The sequence below is a fragment of the Frankia sp. Cppng1_Ct_nod genome (assembly GCF_920656135.1).
GTDB lineage: Bacteria > Actinomycetota > Actinomycetes > Frankiales > Frankiaceae > Protofrankia > Protofrankia meridionalis.
Map to the genome: position 1 here is coordinate 1 of NZ_CAKKTK010000069.1, position 25011 is coordinate 25011.

A 25011-nucleotide genomic window follows, 5' to 3' on the forward strand; every position below is an offset into this window, starting at 1 on the left:
GGAGGAGGGCGTGCCCGCCCACGTGCTCACCTCGTCGTTGTACGAGCGGTTCAGCTCCCGCGGCGAGGCCCTGTTCGCGGACAAGCTACTCTCGGCGATGCGCAAGCAGTTCGGCGGCCACGCCGAGAAGCCCGTGGCCTGACCGCGGGTCACCTGGCGAGAGTAGTTTCGCAGGCCCTGTTTCACGCAGGCGCCATCTCATGCAAGTGCTATTTCGCAAGAGATGCCTCGTCCCCCATGAGGATCACCGGCCGGCTGGCGGGCGACAGCCACGCGAGGATCGCCCTGAGATCCTCGCGTGCGACGGCAACGCAGCCGCCGGTCGGTGAGTCGTGGTCGACGTGGAGCCAGATGTCCCCACCAGCCGCCGCGCCGAGCGGACGGTTCGGGTCCGACGGAGGGTAACTCGGCGTCCGGTTGTAGTCGATCGCCACCACATGGTCGAACGCGGCCGCCACGGCATGCCCGTCCGTCTCGCGACCAGCCCGATAGTAGGACGGCCGGTACTCATACGGCATCAACGTGCCCGGGTCGGGTTGGCGCCCACCGGCGGCGGTGAGGGTGAACACGCCGATCGGGGTGGTCATATCACCTTCACGATGGCTGGACGACCAGCCGTTCATCCCGTTGCGTCCGGCACAGGCATGGCCAACCTGGTTCCAGCCGGCGTGCGCGTCAACGCGTTCCCACCGGGTGACCGTGTTCGTCGTTGCCATCTGATCAAGACCTGATACCACGATCACCTGGCGGTTCGCGTCAGCGATCCGCGCGGACATCTCGCAGCCGAGCCCAGGAATCGTCGTGTACACCATCCAGCCGTCCGTGCGGTTGTTGCGGTAACTGCCAGTTGTTGCGGTAACTGCCAGTTGTTGCGGTAACTGCCAGTTGTTGCGGTAACTGCCAACGGTCGTCCCGCCGGCACCGAGGCGCCGGTGCCGACGTGCACACCTGCCTCATGTAACGCGCCCGCGGCGCTCACCACAAGGGTTCCCCTACCAGCGCAGGTCGATGCCGGCCAGGCGTCGGTAGAAACCCTCATTGTGGCGACGGTTTCTACCGACAGCACCGGCCTGCGACCGCACCAGACAGGCCCTGACACGGGTCAGCTGAGAGTCAGGTGCTGTCCGCGACGGGAAGGTAGATCCGTGCACCGCGGGCGGCGAACTCCTCGGCCTTCTCCCGCAGGCCGGCATCGACGGCCTCGGCGGTCTCCAGCCCGTGGTCGGCGGCGTACTTGCGCACATCCTGCGTGATCTTCATGGAACAGAAGTGCGGACCGCACATCGAACAGAAGTGCGCGGACTTCGCCGGTGCCGCGGGCAGGGTCTCGTCGTGATAGGCCTCGGCGGTCTCCGGGTCGAGCGCGAGGTGGAACTGGTCGGCCCAACGGAAGTCGAAGCGGGCGTCGGACAGGGCGTCGTCCCATTCCTGCGCGCCCGGATGCCCCTTGGCAAGATCGGCCGCATGTGCGGCAATCTTGTAGGCGATCACGCCGGCCTTGACATCGTCACGGTCGGGCAGCCCCAGATGCTCCTTGGGCGTCACGTAGCAGAGCATCGCCGTGCCGTACCAGCCGATCATCGCCGCGCCGATCGCCGAGGTGATGTGGTCGTAGCCCGGCGCGATGTCGGTCGTCAGCGGCCCGAGGGTGTAGAAGGGCGCGTCGTGACAGAGCTCGCTCTGCAGGTCCATATTTTCTTTGATCTTGTGCATGGGGACGTGACCCGGGCCCTCGATCATGACCTGGACGTCGTGCTCCCACGCCACCGAGGTGAGCTCCCCCAGCGTGGCCAGCTCCGCGAGCTGGGCGGCGTCGTTGGCGTCCGCGATCGAGCCGGGGCGCAGCCCGTCCCCGAGCGAGAAGGTCACGTCGTAGGCCCGCAGGATCTCACACAGCTCGGCGAAGTGCGTGTAAAGGAAGTTCTCCTCATGATGGGCCAGGCACCACGCGGCCAGGATCGACCCACCGCGCGAGACTATGCCGGTTTTGCGCCGAGCGGTCAACGGTACGTAGCGCAGCAGCACCCCGGCGTGGACGGTCATGTAGTCCACACCCTGCTCGCACTGCTCGATCACGGTGTCCCGGTAGACCTCCCAGGACAGTTCGTCGGCCTTGCCGCCGACCTTCTCCAGCGCCTGGTAGATGGGAACGGTCCCGATCGGCACGGGCGAGTTCCGGATGATCCATTCACGTGTGGTGTGGATGTCACGCCCGGTGGAAAGGTCCATGACGGTGTCCGCGCCCCAGCGGGTCGCCCACACCATCTTGTCGACCTCCTCCTCGATGGACGAGGTCACCGCGGAGTTCCCGATGTTCGCATTGATCTTCACGAGGAGGGCGCGACCGATCGCCATCGGTTCGGACTCCGGGTGGTTGACGTTCGCCGGCAGCACCGCGCGGCCGGCGGCGATCTCCGCACGCACGGTCTCGGCGGGCAGGCCTTCCCGCAACGCCACGAACTCCATCTCCGGCGTAATCTCGCCGCGGCGGGCGTAGGCGAGCTGTGTGACAGCCCGTCCCGCCTCAGCCCGCCGCGGTGGACGCGCGCGTGGAACGCCGAGGTCGGGGAGCGTGGGTGCAGTGCCATGACGACCATTCGTACCGCCGTGAACGCCGGCACCCTGGTGGACCTCAGTGTCCCCGCGGCCGGTGATCCAGGCGTCCCGCAGCGGCGCCAGCCCCCGTCGCACATCCGTGACCTGCCCGGTGTCGGTGTACGGGCCGGATGTGTCATACAGGATCACGCTGTCGCCCGTCGACAGCACCACCTCACGCATGGGGACGCGCATGTCGTCCCTTGAGCCGACGAGGTAGGTCTTACGACTGCCCGGCAGCGAGCCGGAGGTGACCGGCGCGGGTGTACCGCCGGTCACGGTGGTGGTCACGCTTGTAGTCACGAAAGTGGATCGGTCACGAGGCAGCACCACGGCAGTGGCTCCCTACGCCGGCATTATCCGGACAGGTTCGGCGGTCGGCGGCACCCGGGATATGACCCTAGCCACCCTCTCAGCCTCCTTGGGGTGGAAGCTCCCGCGTTGACATTGGATGCGACGGTACGGCAGCCCGGACATGGTCGCCACCCCATCGGCGAAACACCAGGCCGCAACCTCGAAGAGTAACACATGGTTATCACTTGCAAACTTCACGTGAGAGGTTGACCTGGTGCGGGTAGTCACCTGAGGTCGGCGTTCGCATTGCCACCGCACCGCATCCACCCTTCCACCGGGAGCACGAATGATCCTGCTGCCCTTGCTGATGCTCTTTGTCGGGATCTTCATTTTCGGCCTCATCCACGACTGGTGTCACGACACACCGCCTCCCGGAGCCCTCAAGTCGGCCGACCACGGCCAAAAACCAGGGAAACCGCGTAAAGACAGGTGAATACGGGGTGCCGAGTACGGGGGGCCGAGCGTCCGGTTCGAAAATCCTTCGGTTCAGAACTCCTTGCGTGCGACGATCCGGAGCATGTTCGCGCGGCGCCCACCACGAAAAACCGGCCGCAGTATGAAATCCACGACAGCGGCGACTACGAGGAAGGGCGCGGCACCGACGAGCGCGCACCTGCGTCGCGCCCGCCGCCAGGCATCCGGTTCAGCGGGCAGCCAGGGAAACGTCGGGTCCGGCGCCAGCCGTTGCACCAGGAAGAACACGGCGGCGGTCAGGTCGCCGGGCTGGTGCGCCCGACCGAACTGGACCACGACCGGTCGCAGGCCGCGTTCGGCCAGTGCGTTCGTCAGGTTGTCCACGGTCGGCAGGTGCAGGTGCCGAGGGACCGACCAACCCGCCCAGAGGCGTCCGAGGAGCCGCGCCCCGAGGGACCCAACATTCACTGTCTCAAGCAGGAGATGCCCCCCGGAAACAAGCGCCTTGGCCGCCGCGTCCAGTTCCGGATACGGGTCACGGACGCCTTCCAGGTAGTGGAACATACTGATGACGTCGTACCGGCCCCCCAGCTCTCCCGCAAAGTCGACAAAACGGCCCGCAAACCCGTTATCGACCCATCTGCGACGCCAGGCCTCCGTGATGCGTCGGGGGTTGTCAAGCCCGTCGAAAATGGTGCCGGTCCAGATATCCCGGGCGACGTCACAGAAGCGTCCGGATCCTGTTCCCACATCCAGCCAGGCCCGCGGTACGGCAAAGGGTCGCACCATCTCGGCGCGTTCCCGGTACGCCCGCGCCCTCGACGCCGGATACCCGAAGAATCCGCCCGGAAGGCCCAGATAAAGACCGTTACAATCGTCCCTGGTATAGAATTCGACGCCCAGCTCGGTGAGCCGGGGATTACAGAACATGTGGCGGCAGTCGTCGCACCGGTCCAGTCGGAAACGACCGGGCTTGCGCAGCAGGAGATCCCCCGATCTCAGCCGGGTGGAAAGTTCGGGAGAGCCACACCACGGACAGGTGTCCCGGTCAGGTTCCAGCAACGCGTCCGTCCCCGCTCGCAGCCGGTCGCGGTAGGAGTCGCGACGGGCCACCGCCGCGATCCGGGCGTCCTCCTTACGCGCGTCAACGGGCAGTCCGGCGGATTTCAGCGCCTTGTTCCACACGGCCTCACGACGGCGGGTCCGGGACGAGGAGATCACCAGATCGACGCCGGCGAGAATCCGGACGATCGGACTGCGAGCGAGATCCCGCGGCTGCAGCGGAACCCGACCGGCACAGACGAAGAACGGTTGCAGCCAGAACAGGACCGTGGCCATGAGCGCCCAGCGCAGGTTGACGAACCCGCCGCACATCATCATGACATCACGGACCGTCGGTGCCAGTAGTTTCACCGGTCGGCCGCGGTACGCCCGCTTCTGCACGCGGACCCGGCCGGCCGGGTCGTCCCGGGCAGCGGTGATTCCGGGTACGACCGCGAGACTCGTAGTGGTCGTCGCATGCCTTTTCAGTCGTTCGGTGACAGCCACGAGCTCGACGGGATCGAACCCGTCACGTTGGTGGATTCCGGTCCGGCGCAACAGCTCGGCGTCAACCAGGATCGCCTGGAAGGCTCCGCGCCCGACAGCGAGCCGATCCGTCCGGTAGGTCCGCGTGTCGACCATCCGGGCGACGTCGAGGGCGCGTTCGACGGTCAGGTCGGCGGGGATAAGGTCAAGTACCTCGAGGCGCTCCCGGCTGGCGTGGTTGCTCGCGGCCCGCCGTGCCGCGCCGGTGACCCGGACATCGCGGGCGACCAGGAACTCGTGGCGTGGATCCACCGGCCGGCCGCTCGCGGGCAGCATGTCCAGGCGGCGTAACCGCCCCCGCAGCCGAATGCCGTTCACGACGATCCCGGCACACATCAGGATCGGCATCCACCACAACATCGGCTGGCATCCGCCTCCCCGGGAACTGGATCACCCGAAAGCTAGATCATTTTAGTCAGGTGGTCCGCGGCGGCCACGACACCCCCGGCCGCGGCGAAGTCCCGCCGCAGCAGTCCCGCGGCCTGCCGGTAGCACGGCTCGTCGAGCACCGCGATGATCGACTCGCGCAACGCGGGCGCGGTGACCCGCCCGAACCTGACCCGCAGGCCCGCGCCACCCCGGACGACCTGCTCGCCGATGATGGGCTGATCGTCCCGGACCGGCGCCACGACCAGCGGGACGCCGTGCGCGAGCGCCTCACACACCGTGTTGTTCCCGCCGTGCGATACCACCGCGGACAACTTCGCCATCAGCTCGACCTGCGGCACGTAGGGACGGACGAGAACATGATCCGGGACAACACCACCGGGAAGATGACCGGGAACATCACCGAGCAACCCGGGCGGCGCCACAACCACCGCCTGCAGCCGGTGGGCGAGGGGTTCGAGGGCCTCCACCGCGACACGTAGAAACCGGCCGCCGGACTCGCGGGTCACCGTGCCCAGCGAGACGAGAACGTGTTCGCGGTCCGGGTCCAGCCAGTCCCAGGGGAAGCCCGGGGCGGGCCGCCGCCAGCCGGCCGGCGCCCCGACAAAGACGTAGTGGTCGGGGAAGTCAACCGTCCGTAGCATCCGGGGCACCGAACACACCAAGGTCAGCTGATCGGAGAACCGTAGGTCACCGTCACACGCTTCGCTCTCCGGCACCCCCTGGAACCGCTGGAAGTCACGCAGAGTATCAACAACCCACTGTCCGATACCGGTGAGCACCTCGTACGGGTCGTCCAGTTCCGCGGACGTGGTCGCGAGCGTCGCCCACGGCAGACCACGGCGGCGGGCCACCAACGCCGCGCCGACCGCCTGCTGGTCCACGACGAGTACGTCCGGGGCGAACTCGTCAACCTTTGCCTCGACCTCACCGACCATCGACACGGCAAGGGGTATGAGGAAGTCCTCCCACAGGAACTTCAGGGACGCGGGTCCGCGCAGCTTCTTCGACTTCTCCTCGACGGCGGCCCGGTCTGCGTCGGAGAGCTCCCCACCGAGCGGCAGCAGGGTGAGACCGGGCGGCAACAGTGGCCCGATAACACTCGCGTGACCCGCAAGTGCGACCTCATGACCACGTTCGGCGAGTTCGCCGGCGATCCCGACCGCGGGATTGACATGCCCGGTAAGCGGCGGGACGACAAACAGGAACCGGCTCACGGGGACGTTCCGAGGTCGGCACCGTTCACCCGGCTGTCGACTTTTCCGGGGCTGTTGAGATCCGACGGCGGGATCATCCGGGTCACCCAGTCCGGGGTGGCGAACGCCCGTCCGGGCATCCGGGTGTATGGCGGGACCGGGGTGTCCCGCTGGAACAACCACCACCGCATGAGCGTACGCAGATAGTCGCTCGCCTCCCGCAACACCGCGTGCGTATGGTGCTCCAGGACTATCAACGTGCAGCGCGGGACGAGTTTCGCGAGCCCCTCGGCCTGGTCGATGATGTCGGAGTTGGCCCCGTAGATCGCGAGCACCGGTACGTCGAGCTGAGCCAGCCGCTCCGGCGAGAAGGGCTCGGTCGCGAGCATGTCGTCGGCGATCGAGGTGTCGCGCAGCAACGACTGGGCGCTGCGGGCGATCCGGGTGACGGCCCGCCCGGCGCTGTGCTCCAGCCACTGCTCGACCTCGGCGTCGGACAGCCCGACCAGGACCTGGGCGAGCGAACGGGCCATCTCCGCGCCGAGGCCCTCGATGAGGAACGGCGGCTCGATCAGGGTGAGGCTCGCGACCCGGTCGGTGAACTCCAGCCCGTAGGACAGCGCCATGGTCGCCCCGTAGCTGTTACCCACCAGATGGACCGGACGGTCGACACCGACCGCGCCGAGCATGGCGGACAGGTCCGCCATGGCGTTCGCCAGGCCGTAACCATCCGGGGTCCGTTCGCTCCTGCCATGCCCTCGCAGGTCATAGCAGATCACGTCGGCACCGGCATGCGCGAGGCTGTTCCCGAGCGAGAAATAGAAGCTTGAAATGTTGTCCATCACCATGCCGTGCACCATCACGACAAGCGGCGAATCGGGCCTCGGTCCGCCGCTGGGCGACAGCCGCTGGACGTGCAGACGGACGCCGTTCGCGAGAATCTCAGCCACCGCTACCCCCGGATAGCGGCTTCGCCGCGATCCGGGGCCCCCGAGCTCGAGGGCGGGCCACCGCAAACGGCTCGTCGATCCAGCCCCCCGGCCCACCGCTTCGTGCTGGACCGGACCCCTGCTCCCGCAATCGACGAAAGCTAAGAATCGAAACGTGTCGGCGGCTTTCGCCGCAACCCGAGGAGGTCATGATTGCGCACCCTTTGGTTCCAACAGGCAGTCGGTGATGAAGGCGACGACCTGGCCGACCTGCATGTTGATGACCTCGTCGACGCCCATGTCGGACAAGAAGCCGACGAAGTCGACCGTTTCTCCATAGCGTTCCCGCATCCGGTCGGCGAGGGTGACGAACTCGATGCTCTCCAGTTCCAGATCGGTGTTGAACGACGTCGTCATGGTGATTTCCAGGTCGACGACGTATTCCTCACCGATGACGTCACGCAACAGCGCCGCGACCTCGCCGAGGACCTGCTCCTCGGCCACGGCACGGTCAGCAGTCGACACCTCGCCGGAGGCCGTGTGCCTCTCGGAGGCCGTGTGCCTCTCGGAGGCCACCGTGTACTGGATGGTCATGTCCGCACTCCTTCATTCTCACGCACTGCCTTTTCGACCTCGGGTGAAGTCCATGCCACGACGTAGCGGTCGGCCATGCCGTGTCCGGGTCTGGTGTGGTCAGGGCTGGTATGTTCGGGGCTGGTGTGGTCGTCCTGGCGTTCCCCCACAGCGTTGATCAGATCGTGGGCGACCCACCGCACGTGTGGCTCCGGGTCCACCACACCCACCCGAAGGTAACCATTGGTAACCGCCTCGACGACGAACCGCTTCGGCTGACCCGCGAGCCCGGTTCCGTCCGCTTTGGCCACCGCCTCCTTCGCCGTCCAGAATCGGGTGAACCACAGTGCCCGCAGATCCAGGTCGGCACCTGCCAGCCCGGCGAGAAGAGCCCGCTCCGTATCGGCAAGCGCGATTGTCTCAACCCCGTCCGAGCGCCCGCTCACCCGCTCGATGTCGATACCGACAGCGCCGTCCGGGTGCACAAGCGCAACGCCGAGGAACGCCGTGTGCGCCAACGAGACCCGTGGCGGCGCCGTCGGCGGCACGCCGTCCCGGCTCGGCATCCTTTCGACCACCGGGCGTCCGGACGCCTCGTTCGACAGGCCGATCTCGATACCCCACACATCTCCGGCGCCGCTGTCCCACAGCCAGTACCGGACGGCGTCCTTCGCCGCGATCCGTCCGAGCAGCCACTGCCGTGCCGCCTTCGGATTCTTCGCGGCGAGCGCGGCCCGCTCATCGGTGTCCAGGTGGTAGCGCAGGACCAGTTCACGCGATGCGGTGTCGTGCCAGCGTTCCCGGACGAACACCCAGCCACCGTCGGTCCGTTCGGCGATGGTGTTACGCGCCGGCCGCAACGACAGCGACCACATAACGTCATCGTTGGAGAACCGGCGGTCGGTCCAGCCCTCGATGCGTGCCCACACCGTGCCGTCCGCGGCCCGCACCTCCAGATCGGCGGTGACGTTCTTGTCCTGCACGTCACGCACCCACACCGTGCAGGACAACCGTTCTCCCACCGCCGGGTGCGGGCCGAAGAACCGCACCGTGCGTAATGCCGACGGCAGCAGCAGCCAGTCGGTGCGCAGGTAGTCCCTGGGCCAGTAGCCGAACAGCTGGCCGGCGGTGTCGAGCAGCGCGCCAGGCGCCTCGGTGACGACAAGCTCACCGTGGACGCCCTTCGGTGAGATCGGCCCGACCGTCGCCAACCCCTGGTAGCCGGGCCCGTGGAACAACCGCCCAGCCCGGTAGATCGACTGCCCGTCGACCACCTCGGATCGTGGGTCGGGCAGGGGCTCACGGGACGGTGCCGGTGGCTGCGGGTAACCGTCTGCGAGGACGACCGTGCCGCGGGCGTACCCCTCGATGCTCACCCGCACGGCATCCGGCCCGGCAGCGGTCACGGTGATGCTCACCTCGACCGCCGGTTCGATCGTGAGCCAGCGAAGTGCCCGGACATCGGTCAGGCCGACGACGACCCGGCCGGGAGCAAAGGCCCGCGCCTCGGCAATCATCATTTCGAGCAGGGTGGTCATCGGGACCACCGGGAACCGGTCGGCCAGGTGTGGCCAGCCCGGCGGCTGACCATAGAAGCAGTGATCGATGATGTACGGCATCGTCCCGATCGACAGTGTGCGCCGGACGGTCCGCGCGGCCGGGGGCGACGAAGTCGGTGACAGCGTCGGGGATGCCGCGGGCGTCCTGGCCACCACCCACTGCGCGCGGACGGCCGAGAGCATCTCGTTCGTCTCCGCCACGAGTGCGGTGAACTCCGCGAGCACGGGGTGATCCGTCAGATGGTCCGTCAGATGATCCGTCCGGTGGGCAGCCGGCTCGGCGAGATCCGGTGGTACGAGATCCGGTGACAGCAACGAGGCGGCCCGGTCCCCGAGGCGGATCAGGGGTGCGCCCAGGTTGAGCAGCATCGGCCTGCCTCGCCTCGTCCGCGCGGGGACCGGAACGGGAAGCACCGCCGCGATAGGACGTTGCGCACAAGGCAACCGGTCCATTCGGACCGCCACCCCTTCGACCCAGAGCGCCGCCGCCGCGCGACGCAACTGGTCGAGGCCCGAACGTTTCGGGGTGTTCGTGACGACTGTCAGGTGGTCTTTTCCCGGGAGGGTGTCCGCCACGAAACCGGCGACACTACCCGTGCCCACCTGGACGAAGACACGCACACCTGCGGCATACAGCCGCTCGGTGAGCGCCCGGAAGCGGACCGGTTCCAACAGGTGGCGGATGATCAGCGCGCGGACGGCTTCATGATCGTCAGGGTAGGGGGCGGCGGTCGTCGCCGACCACACCGGGGCGGTCGGTGGATGAAGCGGGGTGGCGGCCACATCCAGGCGGACCGAGGCAAGGAACGGTTCGAGGAACGGGGAGTGGAAGCCCGAGCGGAACGGCAGCAGCTGACTCAGCACGCCCCGTCGCCGCAGACGTTCCAGAGCGGTCCTGACGCTGCCCTCCTCGCCGCAGACGATCGACTGGTGCGGGCAGTTGTCATGCGAAATCACGATGTCGGGCAGACCCTCGATCGCGGCGGCGGCATCGTCCGCACCGCATCCGAGCGCGCCGAAGACCACCCCGGGCACTTCAAGGGCGCCCGGTTCGAACGAGTTGCTGAACATGTCCGCGTGGTCATCACTGATCAACCCGGCAGAGATCATGGCGTTCCACTCGCCGATGCTGTGCCCGCCGAGGACATCCGGCACAATCCGCATCCGGCGCAGCGCCGCATCAAGGATGCGTCCCACCTCGACGCTGGCGAGCCCGTGCTCGCCGAGCGCCTCGGTGCCCCGGGCCGTCAGCCGTGGCAGGGCGAAATGCGCGCTGACGTCGTCAACCCGGGGTTGAAACCTGTCCTCCAGCCCGCAGAACAAGAACGCGAGCCTGCCCGGCCCGGTGGTGCCGTCCGGCCTTGTGACCGTGTTCGCGCCCAGCAGCGGTGACGGGGTGAACCACAGGTCGTTGCGGCCGTGCCAGGGCGTGCCGCGTTCGACGACGGTCCGGGCCAGCGCAAGCCGGCGCGCGGTCGGCGCGACGATCGCAAGTCTGGCGGGCCCGCCGGTGGGGGGGAGGAACGCGTCGTCACGGACGAGCAGCTCCTCGTCCGACGCGGCGAGCACCCGGGCGATGTCCGACACGTCCGCCCCGGCCACCAGCAGCACCCGCTCGGCCCCCGGATCCGGTTTGACCCCCGGATCCGGTTCGATCACCACAGCCGGCGCGGGCACCGGCGCGGACCCGGGTACCGGAAAGGCGAGGGATGGCCCGTTCGACGGCCGCGGTGCCTCCTCGACGATCACATGCGCGTTGATCCCGCCGAAGCCGAACGCGTTGACGCCGGCCCGCCGCGGCCCATCGCCGTCGGTGTCCCAGGCGGTGGCCTCCCGGACCGGTTCGAAACGGGTGCCCTCGAACGCCGGATGCGGCTGCTCACAGTGCAGCGTCGGCGGCAAGGTCCGGTGATGCAGCGCCAACACGGCCTTGATGAGTCCGGCGACGCCGGCCGCGGGCATGGCATGCCCGATCATGGACTTCACGGAACCGATGCCGATCCGCCGGGAGCCGCCACCGGGACCGCCACCGGGACCGCCACCGGGACCGAAAACGCTACGCAGCGTAGCCAATTCGGCCGCGTCCCCTGCCGGGGTGGCGGTCCCGTGGGCTTCGAGGAGACCGAGCGAGCCGGGGGCCGTCGGGTCGAGCCCCGCATCCTCCCAGGCCCGCCCGACGGCCAGCGCCTGCCCTTCGGGTGCCGGCGCCATCAGCGTGGACGCCCGCCCGTCGCTGGCCGTACCGCACCCACGGATCACCGCGTAGATCCGGTCACCGGCACGTTCGGCGTCCGCCAGCCGTTTGAGGACGACCATGCCGACGCCCTCGCCGATGAGGATGCCATCGGCCCGCCGGTCGAACGGGCGGATCCGCTCGCTCGGCGACAGTGCCCGAAGCAGTGAGAACACGCTCCAGAACGTCACCTCCTGCACCAGGTGCACGCCCCCTACGATCATGGCGTCCGCCCTGCCGGCCGTCAGGTCCCGTACCGCGGTCTCGACCGCGATCAGGGACGACGCGCAGGCCGCGTCGAGCGTGTACGCGGGGCCACGCAGATCCAGCCGGTTGGCGATGCGGGACGCGGCCAGGTTCGGCACCAGCCCGATCGCAGCCTCGGGACGGTCCGGACCGAGCGTTTCGGTGAACGCGGCCCGCACCCGGGCGAGTTGCTCCGCCGTCAGCGTGGGGACAAGCTCGGACAGCGTCGTGACGAGCTGGGTGGAGACCTTGACCCGCTGGTCCAGCCGGGCCACCCCGGAGGCGAGGTAACCGCCACGGCCCAGCACCACCCCGGTCCGACCGCGGTCACCGAGCACACCTTCGCCGCCTGCGTCCGCGATGGCCTCGGCCGCCACCCGCAACGCCATGAGCTGGTCGGGTTCAGCCCAGTCCACGGCCAACGGCATAATCCCGAACTCGATGGGGTCGAAGGTCGCGAGTTCCTCGATGAACCCGCCGCGCCGGCAATAGATCCGGTCGCTCCCCACCACGGGTTCCTCACCGCGGCCGGGTGCAGGGTCGGGATGGAAGAACTCCGGATCCCACCGCCGCGGTGACACCTCGCGGACGGCGTCCACACCCGTGACGATGTTGTTCCAGTAGGTGTCGAGATCACCCGCGCCGGGGAAGACGGCCGCCATCCCGACGACCGCGACCGCCGGATGCCCGCCCGACACCGTCCGGCTAGACCCCGGCATCGGCAACCCCCGCGTCGGCAACCCCGGCATCGGCAACCCCCGCGTCGAACGCCTCCGGCAGGCCGCACATGTAGACGACCTGCCCGGCGCCGGGCGCGTCGGCGGCCAGCTCACGCAGGACGGCGGCGACCCCGGCGTCCGGATCGATCAGTCCGATGCCCCGGCGGGCGTACTCACGTTCCAGCTCGGCCGAAACCATGCCGCCACCGCCACCGCTGCCACCCGGACCGGACGAGGCCCAGGGGCCCCAGTCGAGCGCCACGACACGACCACGGAAACGCCGTCCCCAGGCGTGGGCGCAGGTGTCAAGAGCGTCGTTGGCCGCCGCATAGTCGACCTGACCCCGGTTCCCGAACACTCCGGACACGCTGCCGAAGAGCACCAGGAAACCGACATCGGGCCGCAGCGCGCCGGCAAGCGTCCGGGCGCCGTCGACCTTGGTCGCGAACACCCGCTCGAACGACTCCGGTGTCTTGTCCGGCAGCAGCTTGTCCTCGAGGACGCCGGCACCGTGCACGACCCCGTCGAGGCGACCGTGATCGGCATACACGGCCGCGACGACCCCCCGCAGCGCGTCCGCGTCCCGCACGTCGACGGCGTGGTAGCGGACATAGGAGGCGGTCCCGGTCAGAGCGGCGATCGTGGCCCGCACCTCCCGTTCGGCCAGCACCCGGCGGACCCGGGCCTCGATCTCGGCGGGTTTGCGCACACCGGCGTCGATGAGGGCTCTGCGCAGCTGCGGCGCGTCCACGGCCGTGGCCGTCGCCGGATCCTCAGATGCCACCGGCAGCGCAGTGCGTCCGACCAGTTCGATCCCGCAGCCGGTGGCACGGGCCAGCGCCAGCGCCAGCCTGGCGGTGATTCCCCGCGCACCGCCGGTCAGCAGGACGACGGAGTCCCGACCGAGCGCGGGCACGCCCACGCCGACCGGGGAGAGCTCCGCGGGTACGACCCGCAAGGTCGAACGGATGCCACGATGGTAACCGACCACTCGCGGAGCGTCCTGGGTGAGGAACTCGGTGAGCAGGTACTCGGCGAGCCGGGTCGGCGCCTCCTTGGGGTCGACGTCCACCGCGCGGACCAGCACGTCCGGCGCCTCCCGGGCAAGGGTGCGTACCAGCCCGGCCATCCCCACGCTCGGCCCGGGCTCGTCGGCCGCGGCCCGGCCGAAACTGCCACCGCAGCCGGTGGCTATGACGAGGCGACGGGTACCGCCGAGCACCGCCGCCCTGATCGGGCCGAACGCGGCGGGCAGGGCAGGTGGCGCGTCCCGGTCCACCGGCGACACCCACACGACGCCGTCCGCTCCGGCGCCGGCGGCAAACTGGTCGGCGAGGACGGCGTCAGCGGCGGAGAACATCCGCACAGCCGCGCCGTACTGTTCCAGCAACGTCGTCAGTGCCAGCCCGATGCCCAGGCCGCCTTCGACGACGGCGAAGCGGGCTCCGGCCAGCGGCCCTGCCTCGGCCGCGGTTCCCGCAGCGTCGAGCAGGTCCGCGAGTGGAGGCTGCGACGGCAGCGGGGTGACCTCGACGACGAACCGCCGTGGCTGTCCCGAGAACGTGGTGTGGCGGTCGCCCGGCGCAGCCGGGTCCGGGTCGGCATTGGTCTCGGTGTCGGGCCGGGTGACGATCCAGTCGACGATCCCGCGGACGGTCCGGATCTGCGCCAGCTCCTCCACAACCGTGTCGGCCGGCTCCCCCCGAGACGCGCCTGCGCCCGTCAGGCCCACCCGCTCCGCCAGCGCGGCGAGGATCTCCGTCCGCTTGATCGAGTCGATGCTCAGATCAGCCTCAAGATCTAGATCGGGCTCGAGCATCTCCGCCGGATAACCCGTCGCAGCCCCGATCACCTCGACCACCGCGCCCAGCACCGTCTCCGGGTCCAGCACCGTCTCCCGGTCCAGCACCGTCTCCGGGTCCAGCACCGTCTCCGGGTCCAGGGACATCGGCACCACTGACGGCCCGGCCGTCGCCGCGTCGGTCACGGCGGCCGGCACCGGTAGGGCGGATACCGGCGCCGGCACTGCCTGGACGGGAATCACGGGCACACTCGGCGGCGGTGTACCCAGGTAGGCGAGCACCACATCACGTTGCGCAGCGACGATCTCCCGGGTGGCACGCAGGAACTCCAGCACGGTCGCATCCGCAGCCGGGTCAGTACCGGATGTCTGGACATGTCCGGCCGGCGCGAGGGGTTGGGCTGCCGCCGGTACGAGGGGTTGTGCTGCCGTCGGCGCGAGGGGTTCGGTTACCGCCGGTGCAGGCGGTTGGGCTGCCGCCAGGCGGGTCGGTTCGTCCGCGGGCGTGAGCCCGCCGGGCAGGTGCCGGCCGTCGGACGTGCGCACCAGGTGGCCGTCGACCAGCCAACCGGGCCGGGGCGGGCAGTTCGCGGCCGAGACGGTTCTCGCGTCCCGCCCAGCGAACAGCGGCGCGACGTCAACGGTGACACCGGACGCCGCGAGCTCGGCAAGGGCGAGCAGCAGCCGGCGGAGTCCGTGTTCACCCGGGACGTCCGTGGCGACGGCCGTGTGCGGTCGGCCTGCGAGGATCCGGTCGGTCAACCCGGTGAGCACCCGTCCCGGACCGACCTCCACGAAGATCCGCACCCCGGCCGCATACATGGCCTCGATCTGGGCGGTGAACCGGACGGGACGGGCGACCTGGCCCGCAAGGGTGCGGCGCACCTGCTCGGAGCCGTCCTCGTACGGGCCGGCCGTGGCGTTCGACCAGACCGGGACGGTCGGCCTGCCAATGGCGACCTTGTCCAGATCGGCGGCGAACATCTCCGCGGCCGCCGCGACCACCGGGCTGTGGAAGGCGCACGCCACCGGGATCCGCTTCGCGGACATACCGTCGGCTGCGAGCCGCCCGACCGCGGTCTCGACCGCGACGGTCGGACCGGAGATCACGGTCTGCTTCGGCCCGTTCTCATTGGCGATCACCACGTCGGCCAGGTCCGCCCCACCCGCGGCGAGAACCGCGCGCACCCGCTCGGCCGGAGCGGTCACGGCCGCCATCGTCCCCGGGTCGGCCGTGTCGGAGAAGCCGCCGGCCGCGCCGAGGATCGCGGCGGCCCGCGCCTCGCTGAGCGGCAGCAGGTCGGCGACGTCGATCGCACCGGCCGCGCACAGGGCGACCAGTTCGCCGTAGCTGTGTCCGCCGACGTGGTCGGGCCGGACACCAAGCCCCGTGAGGATCTCGTTCATGGCAAGCCCGGCGATGCCGAGCGTCGGCTGCGCGGCGCGGGTATCAGTGATCGCTGCCTGCTGGGCGGCGGTGTCCTCCCGGCTGAACGCGGCCGGCGGGAACATCAGCTTCGCCCACTTCTCCCCGCGTTCAAGGAGGTGACGCAGGCGGGGGAAGGCCACGAACACGTCCGCGAGCATCCCGGGCCGCTGGCTGCCCTGGCCCGGGAAGAGGAACGCGACCTTGCCTTCGAGGGCCGGGCCGTCGGATGCCGGGCCGTCCGGACGAGCGACGAAGATCCCCGCCTTTGTGTCGGGCTCGAACGTCCGGGCACGGCGCACCAGGTCGGGGAGATCGTCCAGGGTGGCCGCGACGAACGCCACCTGTACGGCCCCACCGCCGTCGCGTTCCGCCGACACCGTCGCGGCCAGGTCACGCAGCCTCCACGGACGTCCGGCACCGTCGTTGACCCGGATCAGTTCGGTAAGTCTGTCCAGGGTGCGCGCGGCGGCGGCCCGGTCACCGCCGTGTACGACGAAGAGCTCCGCCGGCCAGGATTTCAACCCGTGTGCGGGCTCGGGACCACCGTCGTAGGCGGACATCACCACGTGGAAGTTCGTCCCGCCGAACCCGAAGGCCGACACTCCGGCATGTCGCTGCGACGGGGGCGCCGCCCACGGACGGGCTGCCGTGTCGAAGAAGAACGGGCTGGTCCCTGCGTCCCAGTAGGGGTTCGGCCGGGTGAGGTTCGCCGTGGGCGGGCGCACACCGGTCTCCAGCGCCTTCACCGCCTTGATCATGCCGGCCAGCCCGGCGGCGCACTTGGTGTGACCGATCTGGGACTTCACCGAACCCACCGCGCAGCCCCCCGGTGCGGCGCCCCGGTCGGTGAAGAGCTCAGTGAGGCTCGCGAGCTCCGTGCGGTCACCGACGACCGTGCCGGTCGCATGCGCCTCGACCAGACCCACATCGCCCGGGGAGATCCCGGCTCGTGCGTAGGCCCGTTCCATCGCCAGCACCTGGCCGGCCTTGCGCGGGGCGGTCATGCCGAGCGCCCGGCCGTCACTCGAGCCTGCCACCGCCCGGATGACCGCGTGGATGCGGTCGCCGTCGCGTTCGGCGTCGACGAGTCGTTTCAGCACGACAACGGCCACGCCTTCCCCGAGGCTGATGCCGTCGGCGGCGGAGTCGAAACTGCGGGACCGACCAGTCTGCGACAGCGCGTGAACAGACGAGAACAGCAGGAAGTCGTGGATGCTGTTGTGCGTGTCCACCCCGCCGCAGAGCACCAGGTCGGACGTGCCGGCCACCAGCTCCTTGCAGGCGGTGTCGAGGGCGGCCAGCGACGACGCGCACGCCGCGTCCACCGTGAAGTTGACCCCGCCGAGATCGAGGCGGTTGGCGATCCGGCCGGCGATGACGTTGGCGAGCAGGCCCGGGAAGGAGTCCTCGTCCAGCGTGGGCAGGCGTTCGTCGACCTCGGGCGGAAGTGCGCCGAACAAACTCGGGTACGTGGAACGGAAGCCGTAGGCGGAGGCGAGATCCGCCCCGGACTCGGCACCGAACACCACCGACGTGCGCGACCGGTCGAACGGACGGTCGTCGTACCCGGCGTCGCGCAGCGCACGGGCGGTCACCTCCAGGGCCAGCAGCTGCCCGGGTTCGATGCTGCTCAACGACTTCGGTGGGATGCCGAAACGCAGCGCGTCGAACGGGACCGGGGAAAGGAAACCACCCCACTTGGACGGCACCCCCCGGCCGGCGCGTCCGGAGGATTCGATGCGTCGGGGGCCTGTCGCCGACTCGTAGTAGAGATCCGGGTCCCAGCGGCTGCGGGGCACCTCGGTGACCGCGTCCACACCTCCGACGATGTTGGCCCAGTACTCGTCGGCGTCGGCGGCTCCGGGGAACACGCAGGCCATCCCGACGATGGCCACGTCCAACGGTCGGGCGCGCTCCTGGTCGCGCTCCCGGACGGTCGTGCCAACCGGAGCGGCATCGATGCCGCAGGCGGCGGCGCGGGCTGCCAGAGCGCGGGTCGCGCCCTCGGTGACCTGGGCGTGCAGGGCCTCCACTGTGGTCCGCCCGGCCCGCAACGCCGCAACCTGGCCGATCATGAACATGCCCTCGCGGCGCTGGGAGTCCTCGTCGACGGCGATCAGCCGCCCGCTGTCGCGGCGCAGCCCCTTGCTCGCGATCCGCAGCCGGCCGAGGTTGAGACGTTCCAGTTCCTCCCACGTCTCGGCCCGAGTGCGTCCCCGGGCGAGCAGGTCGTTGCGGTGTTCGGCGAAGGTACGGACGAACTCCGACTCGATGCAGCGGGTCGCGTGCCCCGGCGAGGTCTCCAGCAGCACGGTGCCCGCGCAGTCCACCGCCGCCTGCTGGAAACCGGGCAGGATCGCGCCGGAGGCGACCGCTTCGGCGGTGAACAGGTACGCGGTGCCCATCAGCACCCCGACCCGGGCTCCGCGGTCGGCCAGCGGCGCCGCGGCTGCCGCGACCATTGCCGCGGACCGCTCGTCGTGCACGCCGCCCGCGAACAGCAGGTGCAGCCCGGTGAAGAACGCGGTGCCGGCCGCCTGCCCACTCTCGGCGGACATCCGCTCGCCATAGGCCAGCAGCCCGGCGATCTGTGCCTCCCACAGCGGGAAACTCGCCCGCGGTCCCACGTGGCCGCCGCACTCACGTCCCTCGAAGGCGAACTTGCGGGCACCGTCGGCGAGGAACCGGCCGAGCAGGCCCGGTGAGGGCACATGCAGGAAGGTGTCGATGCCGGCCGCCTCCAGCGGCGCCGCCTGGGACGGACGCCCACCGGCGATCAGCGCGCAGGGCGGGCGGATGTCGTGGACGGCCTCAAGCTGCGCGGCCCGGACCTCCGGCGGGGCGAAGCCGAGGATCCCGACTCCCCAGGGGGCGCCCGCGAGCAGAGCCTGCGTCTGCTCCAGCAGGACCCGGACCTCGTCCCCGCTCATCAGGGCCAGCGCGAGGAACGGCAGACCGCCCCCGTCGGCCACCGCCCTGGCGAACTCGGCCCGGTCGCTGACCCTGGTCATGGGTCCCTGCGCTAACGGGTAACGCAGGCCCCGGTCGGCGGCGAAGGGCGCGCCCGGAGCAAGCGGGGCAACCCGCACGGCAGCCGCGAGATGACCGTTGACCGCGTCACGGACCGCTCCCACGACCCCGCCGGCGGTAACATGACGATCAGCCAGCGGTGCGGCAAGGGCACCGTCCTGACCGATCGGCAGGAACTGGCTGTGCAGGTCACGGGAGCCGAGCCGGGCCGAGACATAACCGGCCTGCGTTTGCTGGCCGTCCAGTCGGGCAACCGGCAGGTCGGGTCGGACGTACACCCGGTGGCCGGCGATGACCGTGGTCTCGCTGCCGTCCATGGCCCGGATGGCCGCGGCGACCGCGGTCGGCGGTTCCGTCTCCCGGACGAGTGCGAGCTGGACGTCCAGCACGACCCCGACGGCCCCGCCGGCGACCGCGGCAGCGGCAGTGTGCGGGCCGATACCGCCGGCGGCCCACACCGGCCGGTCCAGGTCGTCGGCCGCGAGCAGGTGCTGGAGCAGGGTGAACGTTGTCAGGTCGCCCACCCGGCCACCCGACTCGTGCCCTCGGGCGATCAGGCCGTCGGCGCCGGCCGCGATCGCGGCCCGGGCTTCGGCAACCGAGATGACCTCCACGAGGACGCGGCGGCGACCATCCACTGACGCGCCGGTGGACGCGCCGGTGGACGGGGAGGCGACCGCCCACCGTTCCAGGTCCGGTCCGGTCACGGCCGGTCCGGTCGCGAGGATGACGGTGTCCACCTCGGGTGGCAGCTCCACGGGTCCGGTCACGCAGCCGGCAGGCACCCGGACCCCGAACGGGCCGCGGGACCAGCGCGCCGTGTCCGTGAGCGCCGCGCGCGCAGCCGCGGCGTCACGTCCCAGGTCGAGGACGCCGAGCCCACCCGCCCGGGTCACCGCGGCGACCAACCCCGCGTCCGGCTCGGTGAAGGGAGTGACCGCGACGACAAGATCCCGGAGGTTGCGGGGCGTACTGATGCTCATGGGTTGTCCCTCCTGACCCTGCACCGCCGCATCCGGCGGCGCGCTGCGGGCGGAACACTGGCGGTTGGGAGCGGAAGGTCATAGCGCGTTCTCGCCATGCCGCCCGCCGGCTTGGGCCGTGTGGTGGAAAGCCGGCCGGGGCGGCCACCTCGCGGGTAACAACCAAATCGTGATCGCGTGATCAATGGTGTATATCATCCTCCGAATTGCACAGGAGGCGGAACGTCTCGAGCATGGTGGCGAGAGTGGACCTTCGGCTGACATCACTGCGGCCTCGTCGGCCGTACCGGGCATGGAAGTCGCAACACGATATCGGCAAGCTGACACCATGAAAAACAACAAAAAGCCACCACATCCACAACGGACCTGCGTTCTCGCCCGACGAAATTCAAGGTCGACATTCTTGGCCCACCCGAGACCTTGACCCGCCGGCAGCATCCGACATCCGTTTATCCCGCGATCGCCAATTGCGGCGGGCACGCACAGGGACAGGTTCGCTATCCGCTTTCCGAACGGTCGTGCGGGTGAGTCGTGTCACCATTAACGAACGCATCCGCGGAACACGTCCTAATCACGACCATGACACACGTTCGACCTACCAGGCTTTCCCGGCCGGTTACCCCACCGAAAAATCCGCGCGGTAATCAGCATGCGAACATACTGCCGGCATACTTACCCCGACGTCGTCGGGCCGTCCGCGGCGCCATCACCGTACCCCTGCGGCGTCGACGGACCCCTGCGGCGTCGACGGACCCCAGCGGCGTCGACGGACCCCAGACGGATCAGACCCGGACATGCAGATCACGGCTCTCGACGATCGCCCCGTCCGACACGACCAGCTGGTCGAACGAGCCTTCGGTCTCGGCGATCCAGACGGCTCCGCCGAGCGTGAGGGGGTCCAGGTTGTGCTGCTGCGCGGACCGGAAACGACGGTGGCGGACGAGCACGACCCGCAGCGGCCCACGCCCGCCGAGCAGCGATCCCCACGCGACGGTGAACGGCACGGTCTGGCGCCGGCCGTCCACTGTCGCGGTGCCCTCGCGCCAGCCGAGGATCGGCGTCCGCTCGAGCGGCTGATCGACGGCCTTGCCGGGAACGTCCGCGGACCTCAGCCGCCAGTGGAGAAGCCCGACCGGCGAGCTCACCAGTTCGACTTCAACGCCGGACAACGGCAGCTCCATCCGATCAAGAACCTGTTCCATCGCGTTACCTCCGCGCCACGTCCCCCGGGACCCGACGAGGCCGCCGGTCCCCCGCGTCGCCGACGACATCGCTCATCCCGCGATCGGATGCTGTCATCCGGCGCCGCGAGGAGTCAGGATTCACTTCGGACCACATGTAGCGCATCATCCACGATGGGTGAGTGAGTGCGGACGAGACGTAACGGGATGCGGACGGGACGTAACGGGATATCGCGTCAGTCGGCATCCGCGTCCGCGACAACTACCGTCATGCTGTATCGGAGGCCCGTCCGGTCATGGCGGACAGAACGGCGATGACCACAGACGGACGGGCCGCACGCCTGGCCACACTCCCAGTCGACCGAAGAGTGGGCGATCATGATTTCGTTCGCGTGCTCGGAGGCCTCGGGGAGCCCAGCCGGCCAGCGGAGGCGGTGGGAAGGGGTGAGGAACGGTGACGATCGGAAGCTCGCTCTTCCTGATCGTGGTCGGCGCCATCCTTCGATTTGCGGTCACGTGGAACATCGCCGGGCTCAGCATCCCGACAGTCGGGCTGATCCTCATGGCGGCCGGAGCCGTCGGCATGGCCATCGGGCTGGTCTGGATGTTCCAGCCGCGAGGTCGGTCGCACCGCCGAACCCTCGGCGACGCCGACCACCACCTGCCCTACGGGGCTCCCTATGACACCCGCGCCTACGACACACGCTCATACGGTCCGACATCGCCCGACGATCATGGATATGACAGCCGAACCTACGACAGCGGCACCTTCGGCGGTTCACCTGCGGAACCGATCCCGCCGTATGACGATCGATGACGGAAGGCGCGCAAGTACTCACAACAGGTGCAGTGCCCGGGCGCGCTGCACGGCGTCACGGCGGCGGGCCACGCCCAGCTTGCGGTAGATGCTCTTCAAGTGGGTCTTGACCGTGTTCACCGAGACGAACATTTCCTTGGCGATCTCCGCTGTGGTGAGCATGGTCGGCAGGTAGCTGAGGACCGCCTGTTCCCGGCCGCTCAGCGGTTCGACCGCGACCGCCAGCAACTCCGGCGACGCCCCCGGCTGCCCGGACACGATGGCCTCCAGCGGAGGATTCCCGACCGTGCCCGCCAGCGGCTGCGACGGAGTGGTCACGCTCGTGGTGTGGGCATGGCCGTCCACCGCCGGTGTCGGGCGGCGAACACCCGTGCCGGCCGGTGCCGCCAAGGACGGTGCCGCCAAGGACGGTTCGACCGGCCGCGGGCCGCAGGCGGCGATCGCGACCGCCGCCTGCGCGGACCGTGGTCGGACCACCGCCGCCCGGCCCAGCAGCCGGCCCACCAGCTCCGGGTGAGCGGCCCGCAGGCCCGGATGCGCCCGCAGCAGGGCCGTGACCTCCTCCCCCGCGTCCACGAAGGGGCGCACGACGCCTTCCTCCTCAGCCAGCGCCAGGGCTCGGGCCAGCGACGCGGTCGCGCGCGCCACGTCCCCGCCGCGGCCCGCGGCCACCGCGTCCAGTACGCATGCCGCGGTGATGCTGCCGATCCCGAAGCCGGTGTCGGCTCGCAGCAGCGGAGCCAGCATCGCCACCGCGGCGGGTGGGTCGGCGCGGGCCAGATGAACGCGGGCCAGGGCGAGTACCTCGGCCGGGTCGGGGCGGTGTTCGGTGATTCCGCGCCGCAACACGGCCAGCGCCGCGTCAGGGTTGCCCGCCGCGACCAGCAACTCACCCTCGACCGCCAGCCGGGCCCGCACACAGATGTCGGGCATCCGACCCGGCTGATGAGCGCCCACCAGACGCCGGGCCGTCCGGACATCTCCCTCGCAGGCCAGCAGGATGGCGTTGAACAGGACGAGGAGCTCCGCGGTCACCGGTTGTGGCCACAGCCCGCAGTATCGCCCCGCTTCCCGGGAATGACGGTGAGCCTCCGCAAGATCATCATTCTGGTAGGCGACAAGGGCCATCGCAAGGTGCGCATCAGCAAGGCCGGTGGCTGCCGCCATGGGCCGGTGCTGGTCGCGGACCATCGCAGCCGACCAGCGCCGGTCGGCATCCAGCGCCTCACCGGCCCACGCCATGGCAAGGCGGAGCCTGCCACGCCAGGCATGCAGCACAGCGAGCCCGCCAAGGCAGGACAGCTCACACTCGCGCGCCCCCACCTCGCGTGCCGGCCGCAACGCCGCCCGCAACGCCTCGGACGCGCTGTCCAGCCGCCCCCGCCACAGCTCGGCACGTCCACGGATGGCAAGAGCGTGAGCCCGCACCGCGGGAAGACCGTCGGCCGGACCGGTGGTGCGCTGACCGGTGGTGCGCTGACCGGCTGCCGCCTGCCAACCGGTGTCAGCCGGGTGGTTGCCGGAACGCAGCAGCTTGCGTGCGCAGTTGAGCATCTCCTCGGGGTCCGCCTGCAACTCGGCACGACGCGCTTCGACGACGTCGAGGGCGGTCGTCACGGGACGCCTGCGGTTCACGGACAGATCGGACACCCGAGCCCGCGCAGCGTCCAGATGACGACCCGCAGCATCGGCCTCACCGGCACGGACACGACCTGCGGCGACCACGAGCGCGCACTCCGTCGACTGGTCGGCGGCTGCTGGCGGAAAGGCGTCCACCAGCGCACCGACACGCCCGTCACATTCCAGGTCACCCGATCCTGTGATCACACCAAGCCCGCCCTCGATGAGCAGGCACGCGGCGTAGCGCCAGTCCCCGGCCTGGCATGCGTGCCGGACGGCCGCCGAGACATCCCGGTGTTCGGCAAACCACAGGGCGGCCCGCAGGTGCAGCTCCGGCTCGTCCTCCCGGGCCTCCTGCACGAGATCGGCGTGCAGAGCGTCGGCAAGCAGCCGGTGGAACCGGTACCAGGTTTCGCCGTCGTCGACACCGATCACGAACGAGTTGGTTCGGGCAAGATCTGCCAGCAGAGTCCGGCCGTCCACCACCGGGGCGGGGGCGCTCTGGTCGCCATCGGTGGATCCGGCCGCCGGTGCGACCGCCGCGGCCATCCCGCCGGGTTCGGCGGCAACCGTGTCGAGCAGGGACCCGGTCAGCCGATCGAGCACACTCGCGCGCAGCAGCAGTCGCCGGACCACCGACGGTTGCTGCCCGAGCACCTCTTCACGGAGGTACTCGGCGACGCCGCGCGCGGCGAGATCGTGGTGGACGCTGCGACCATCCGGGGATGTCTGTGCGGCCGACAGCCGCAGGCCTGCGGCCCAGCCCTCGGTTCGCTCCAGCAACCGGTCCCGACCATCCACCGGAAGATCCACACCGTGTGCTTCGAACAGTTCGGACGTCTCCCCCGCGGTGAACGCCAGGTCATCTGGGCCGATCTCCACCAGCCGTCCGTCGAGGCGGAGCCGATGCAGGGCAAGAACCGGATAGCGCGCGGACAGCACCAGCCGCACCGCGGGGCCGCCGCAGGTGGCAAGCAACTCCAGCCCGGCGACCGCGATCGGATCCGTGATCAGATGCACGTCATCGATGACCAGTACGACCGGTGTGGGCAGCTCGGCGAGGACGTTCGCCAGGTTGCGCCAGAACCGCACAGGCCCGCCGTCCAGCGTGGGTGGGGGAACCCGGGCAGGAGCGACGCCGGCCGGCAGTGCACCGCTGCGTTCCAGCGCTTGCAGCAGGTGTGCCCACAAGTCGGCGGTTGCGTCACCGTCCACGGTCAGCCAGGCGACCGGCCCGGGTGCGCGGCCCGCGGCAACCCACGACGCCGCGAGCACGGTCTTGCCGGATCCCGGCGCACCATTGATCGTTGTGGTACCACCACTGACACCTCGGTTGACCGCGTCCCACAGCCGGGTCC

11 protein-coding genes and 1 pseudogene are annotated in these 25011 nt (G+C 69.9%); 2 read left to right on the forward strand and 10 right to left on the reverse strand.

The features are described from left to right. A pseudogene (locus tag NBW77_RS17370) lies at positions 1 to 142 on the forward strand (phosphogluconate dehydrogenase (NAD(+)-dependent, decarboxylating)); the annotation flags it as partial. 67 nt (positions 143 to 209) lie between these two features. On the opposite strand, the gene NBW77_RS17375 reads toward NBW77_RS17370, so the two are convergent. The 9 genes from NBW77_RS17375 to NBW77_RS17420 form a co-directional block, all read right to left on the reverse strand. Further along, the gene (locus NBW77_RS17375) at positions 210 to 812 is read right to left on the reverse strand and encodes a L,D-transpeptidase family protein (protein WP_131745904.1); all 603 of its coding nucleotides are present in this window, start codon (positions 810 to 812) and stop codon (positions 210 to 212) included. 301 nt (positions 813 to 1113) lie between these two features. After that, the gene (thiC, locus tag NBW77_RS17380; RefSeq protein WP_284346943.1) at positions 1114 to 2886 is read right to left on the reverse strand and encodes a phosphomethylpyrimidine synthase ThiC; all 1773 of its coding nucleotides are present in this window, start codon (positions 2884 to 2886) and stop codon (positions 1114 to 1116) included. Positions 2887 to 3435: 549 nt separating this feature from the next. After that, the gene (locus NBW77_RS17385) at positions 3436 to 5268 is read right to left on the reverse strand and encodes a class I SAM-dependent methyltransferase (RefSeq protein WP_250280019.1); all 1833 of its coding nucleotides are present in this window, start codon (positions 5266 to 5268) and stop codon (positions 3436 to 3438) included. Positions 5269 to 5351: 83 nt separating this feature from the next. Beyond that, positions 5352 to 6554, reverse strand: a complete 1203-nt coding sequence (locus NBW77_RS17390; RefSeq protein WP_131745902.1) for a glycosyltransferase — start codon at positions 6552 to 6554, stop codon at positions 5352 to 5354. Beyond that, positions 6551 to 7483 carry an alpha/beta fold hydrolase gene (locus tag NBW77_RS17395; protein WP_131745901.1) on the reverse strand — a complete coding sequence of 311 codons (933 nt, stop codon included), beginning with the start codon at positions 7481 to 7483 and terminating at the stop codon, positions 6551 to 6553. Before NBW77_RS17395 ends, NBW77_RS17390 begins: the two co-directional genes overlap by 4 nt. Positions 7484 to 7669: 186 nt before the next feature. Beyond that, a complete protein-coding gene (locus NBW77_RS17400; RefSeq protein ID WP_131745900.1) occupies positions 7670 to 8056 on the reverse strand; it encodes a phosphopantetheine-binding protein in 387 nt (128 codons plus the stop codon). Continuing rightward, on the reverse strand, positions 8053 to 12792 hold the full coding sequence (locus tag NBW77_RS17405; RefSeq protein WP_250280020.1) for a type I polyketide synthase: 4740 nt from the start codon (positions 12790 to 12792) through the stop codon (positions 8053 to 8055). The genes NBW77_RS17400 and NBW77_RS17405 overlap by 4 nt, the downstream gene beginning before the upstream one ends. Next, complete coding sequence (locus NBW77_RS17415) at positions 12779 to 20035, reverse strand: type I polyketide synthase (protein ID WP_284346942.1); 7257 nt, start codon at positions 20033 to 20035, stop codon at positions 12779 to 12781. The genes NBW77_RS17405 and NBW77_RS17415 overlap by 14 nt, the downstream gene beginning before the upstream one ends. Positions 20036 to 20817: 782 nt before the next feature. Next, on the reverse strand, positions 20818 to 21306 hold the full coding sequence (locus NBW77_RS17420; protein WP_131745898.1) for a hypothetical protein: 489 nt from the start codon (positions 21304 to 21306) through the stop codon (positions 20818 to 20820). 364 nt (positions 21307 to 21670) lie between these two features. Here NBW77_RS17420 and NBW77_RS17425 point away from each other — a divergent pair, with 364 nt between their 5' ends. Continuing rightward, positions 21671 to 22033, forward strand: coding sequence for a hypothetical protein (locus NBW77_RS17425; RefSeq protein WP_131745897.1), 363 nt, complete (start codon positions 21671 to 21673; stop codon positions 22031 to 22033). An 18-nt stretch (positions 22034 to 22051) separates the two neighbouring features. Here NBW77_RS17425 and NBW77_RS17430 read toward each other — a convergent pair. Then, positions 22052 to 25011, reverse strand: a 2960-nt coding sequence (locus NBW77_RS17430; RefSeq protein ID WP_250280021.1) for a winged helix-turn-helix domain-containing protein, incomplete at its 5' end; no start/stop codon positions are given.

Coding starts and splice junctions, on each gene's coding strand:
- NBW77_RS17400 (WP_131745900.1), bottom strand. CDS start 8,056: ATGACCATCCAGTACACGGTGGCCTCCGAGAGGCACACGGCCTCCGAG.
- NBW77_RS17375 (WP_131745904.1), bottom strand. CDS start 812: ATGGTGTACACGACGATTCCTGGGCTCGGCTGCGAGATGTCCGCGCGG.
- NBW77_RS17415 (WP_284346942.1), bottom strand. CDS start 20,035: ATGAGCATCAGTACGCCCCGCAACCTCCGGGATCTTGTCGTCGCGGTC.
- NBW77_RS17405 (WP_250280020.1), bottom strand. CDS start 12,792: ATGCCGGGGTCTAGCCGGACGGTGTCGGGCGGGCATCCGGCGGTCGCG.
- NBW77_RS17420 (WP_131745898.1), bottom strand. CDS start 21,306: ATGTCGTCGGCGACGCGGGGGACCGGCGGCCTCGTCGGGTCCCGGGGG.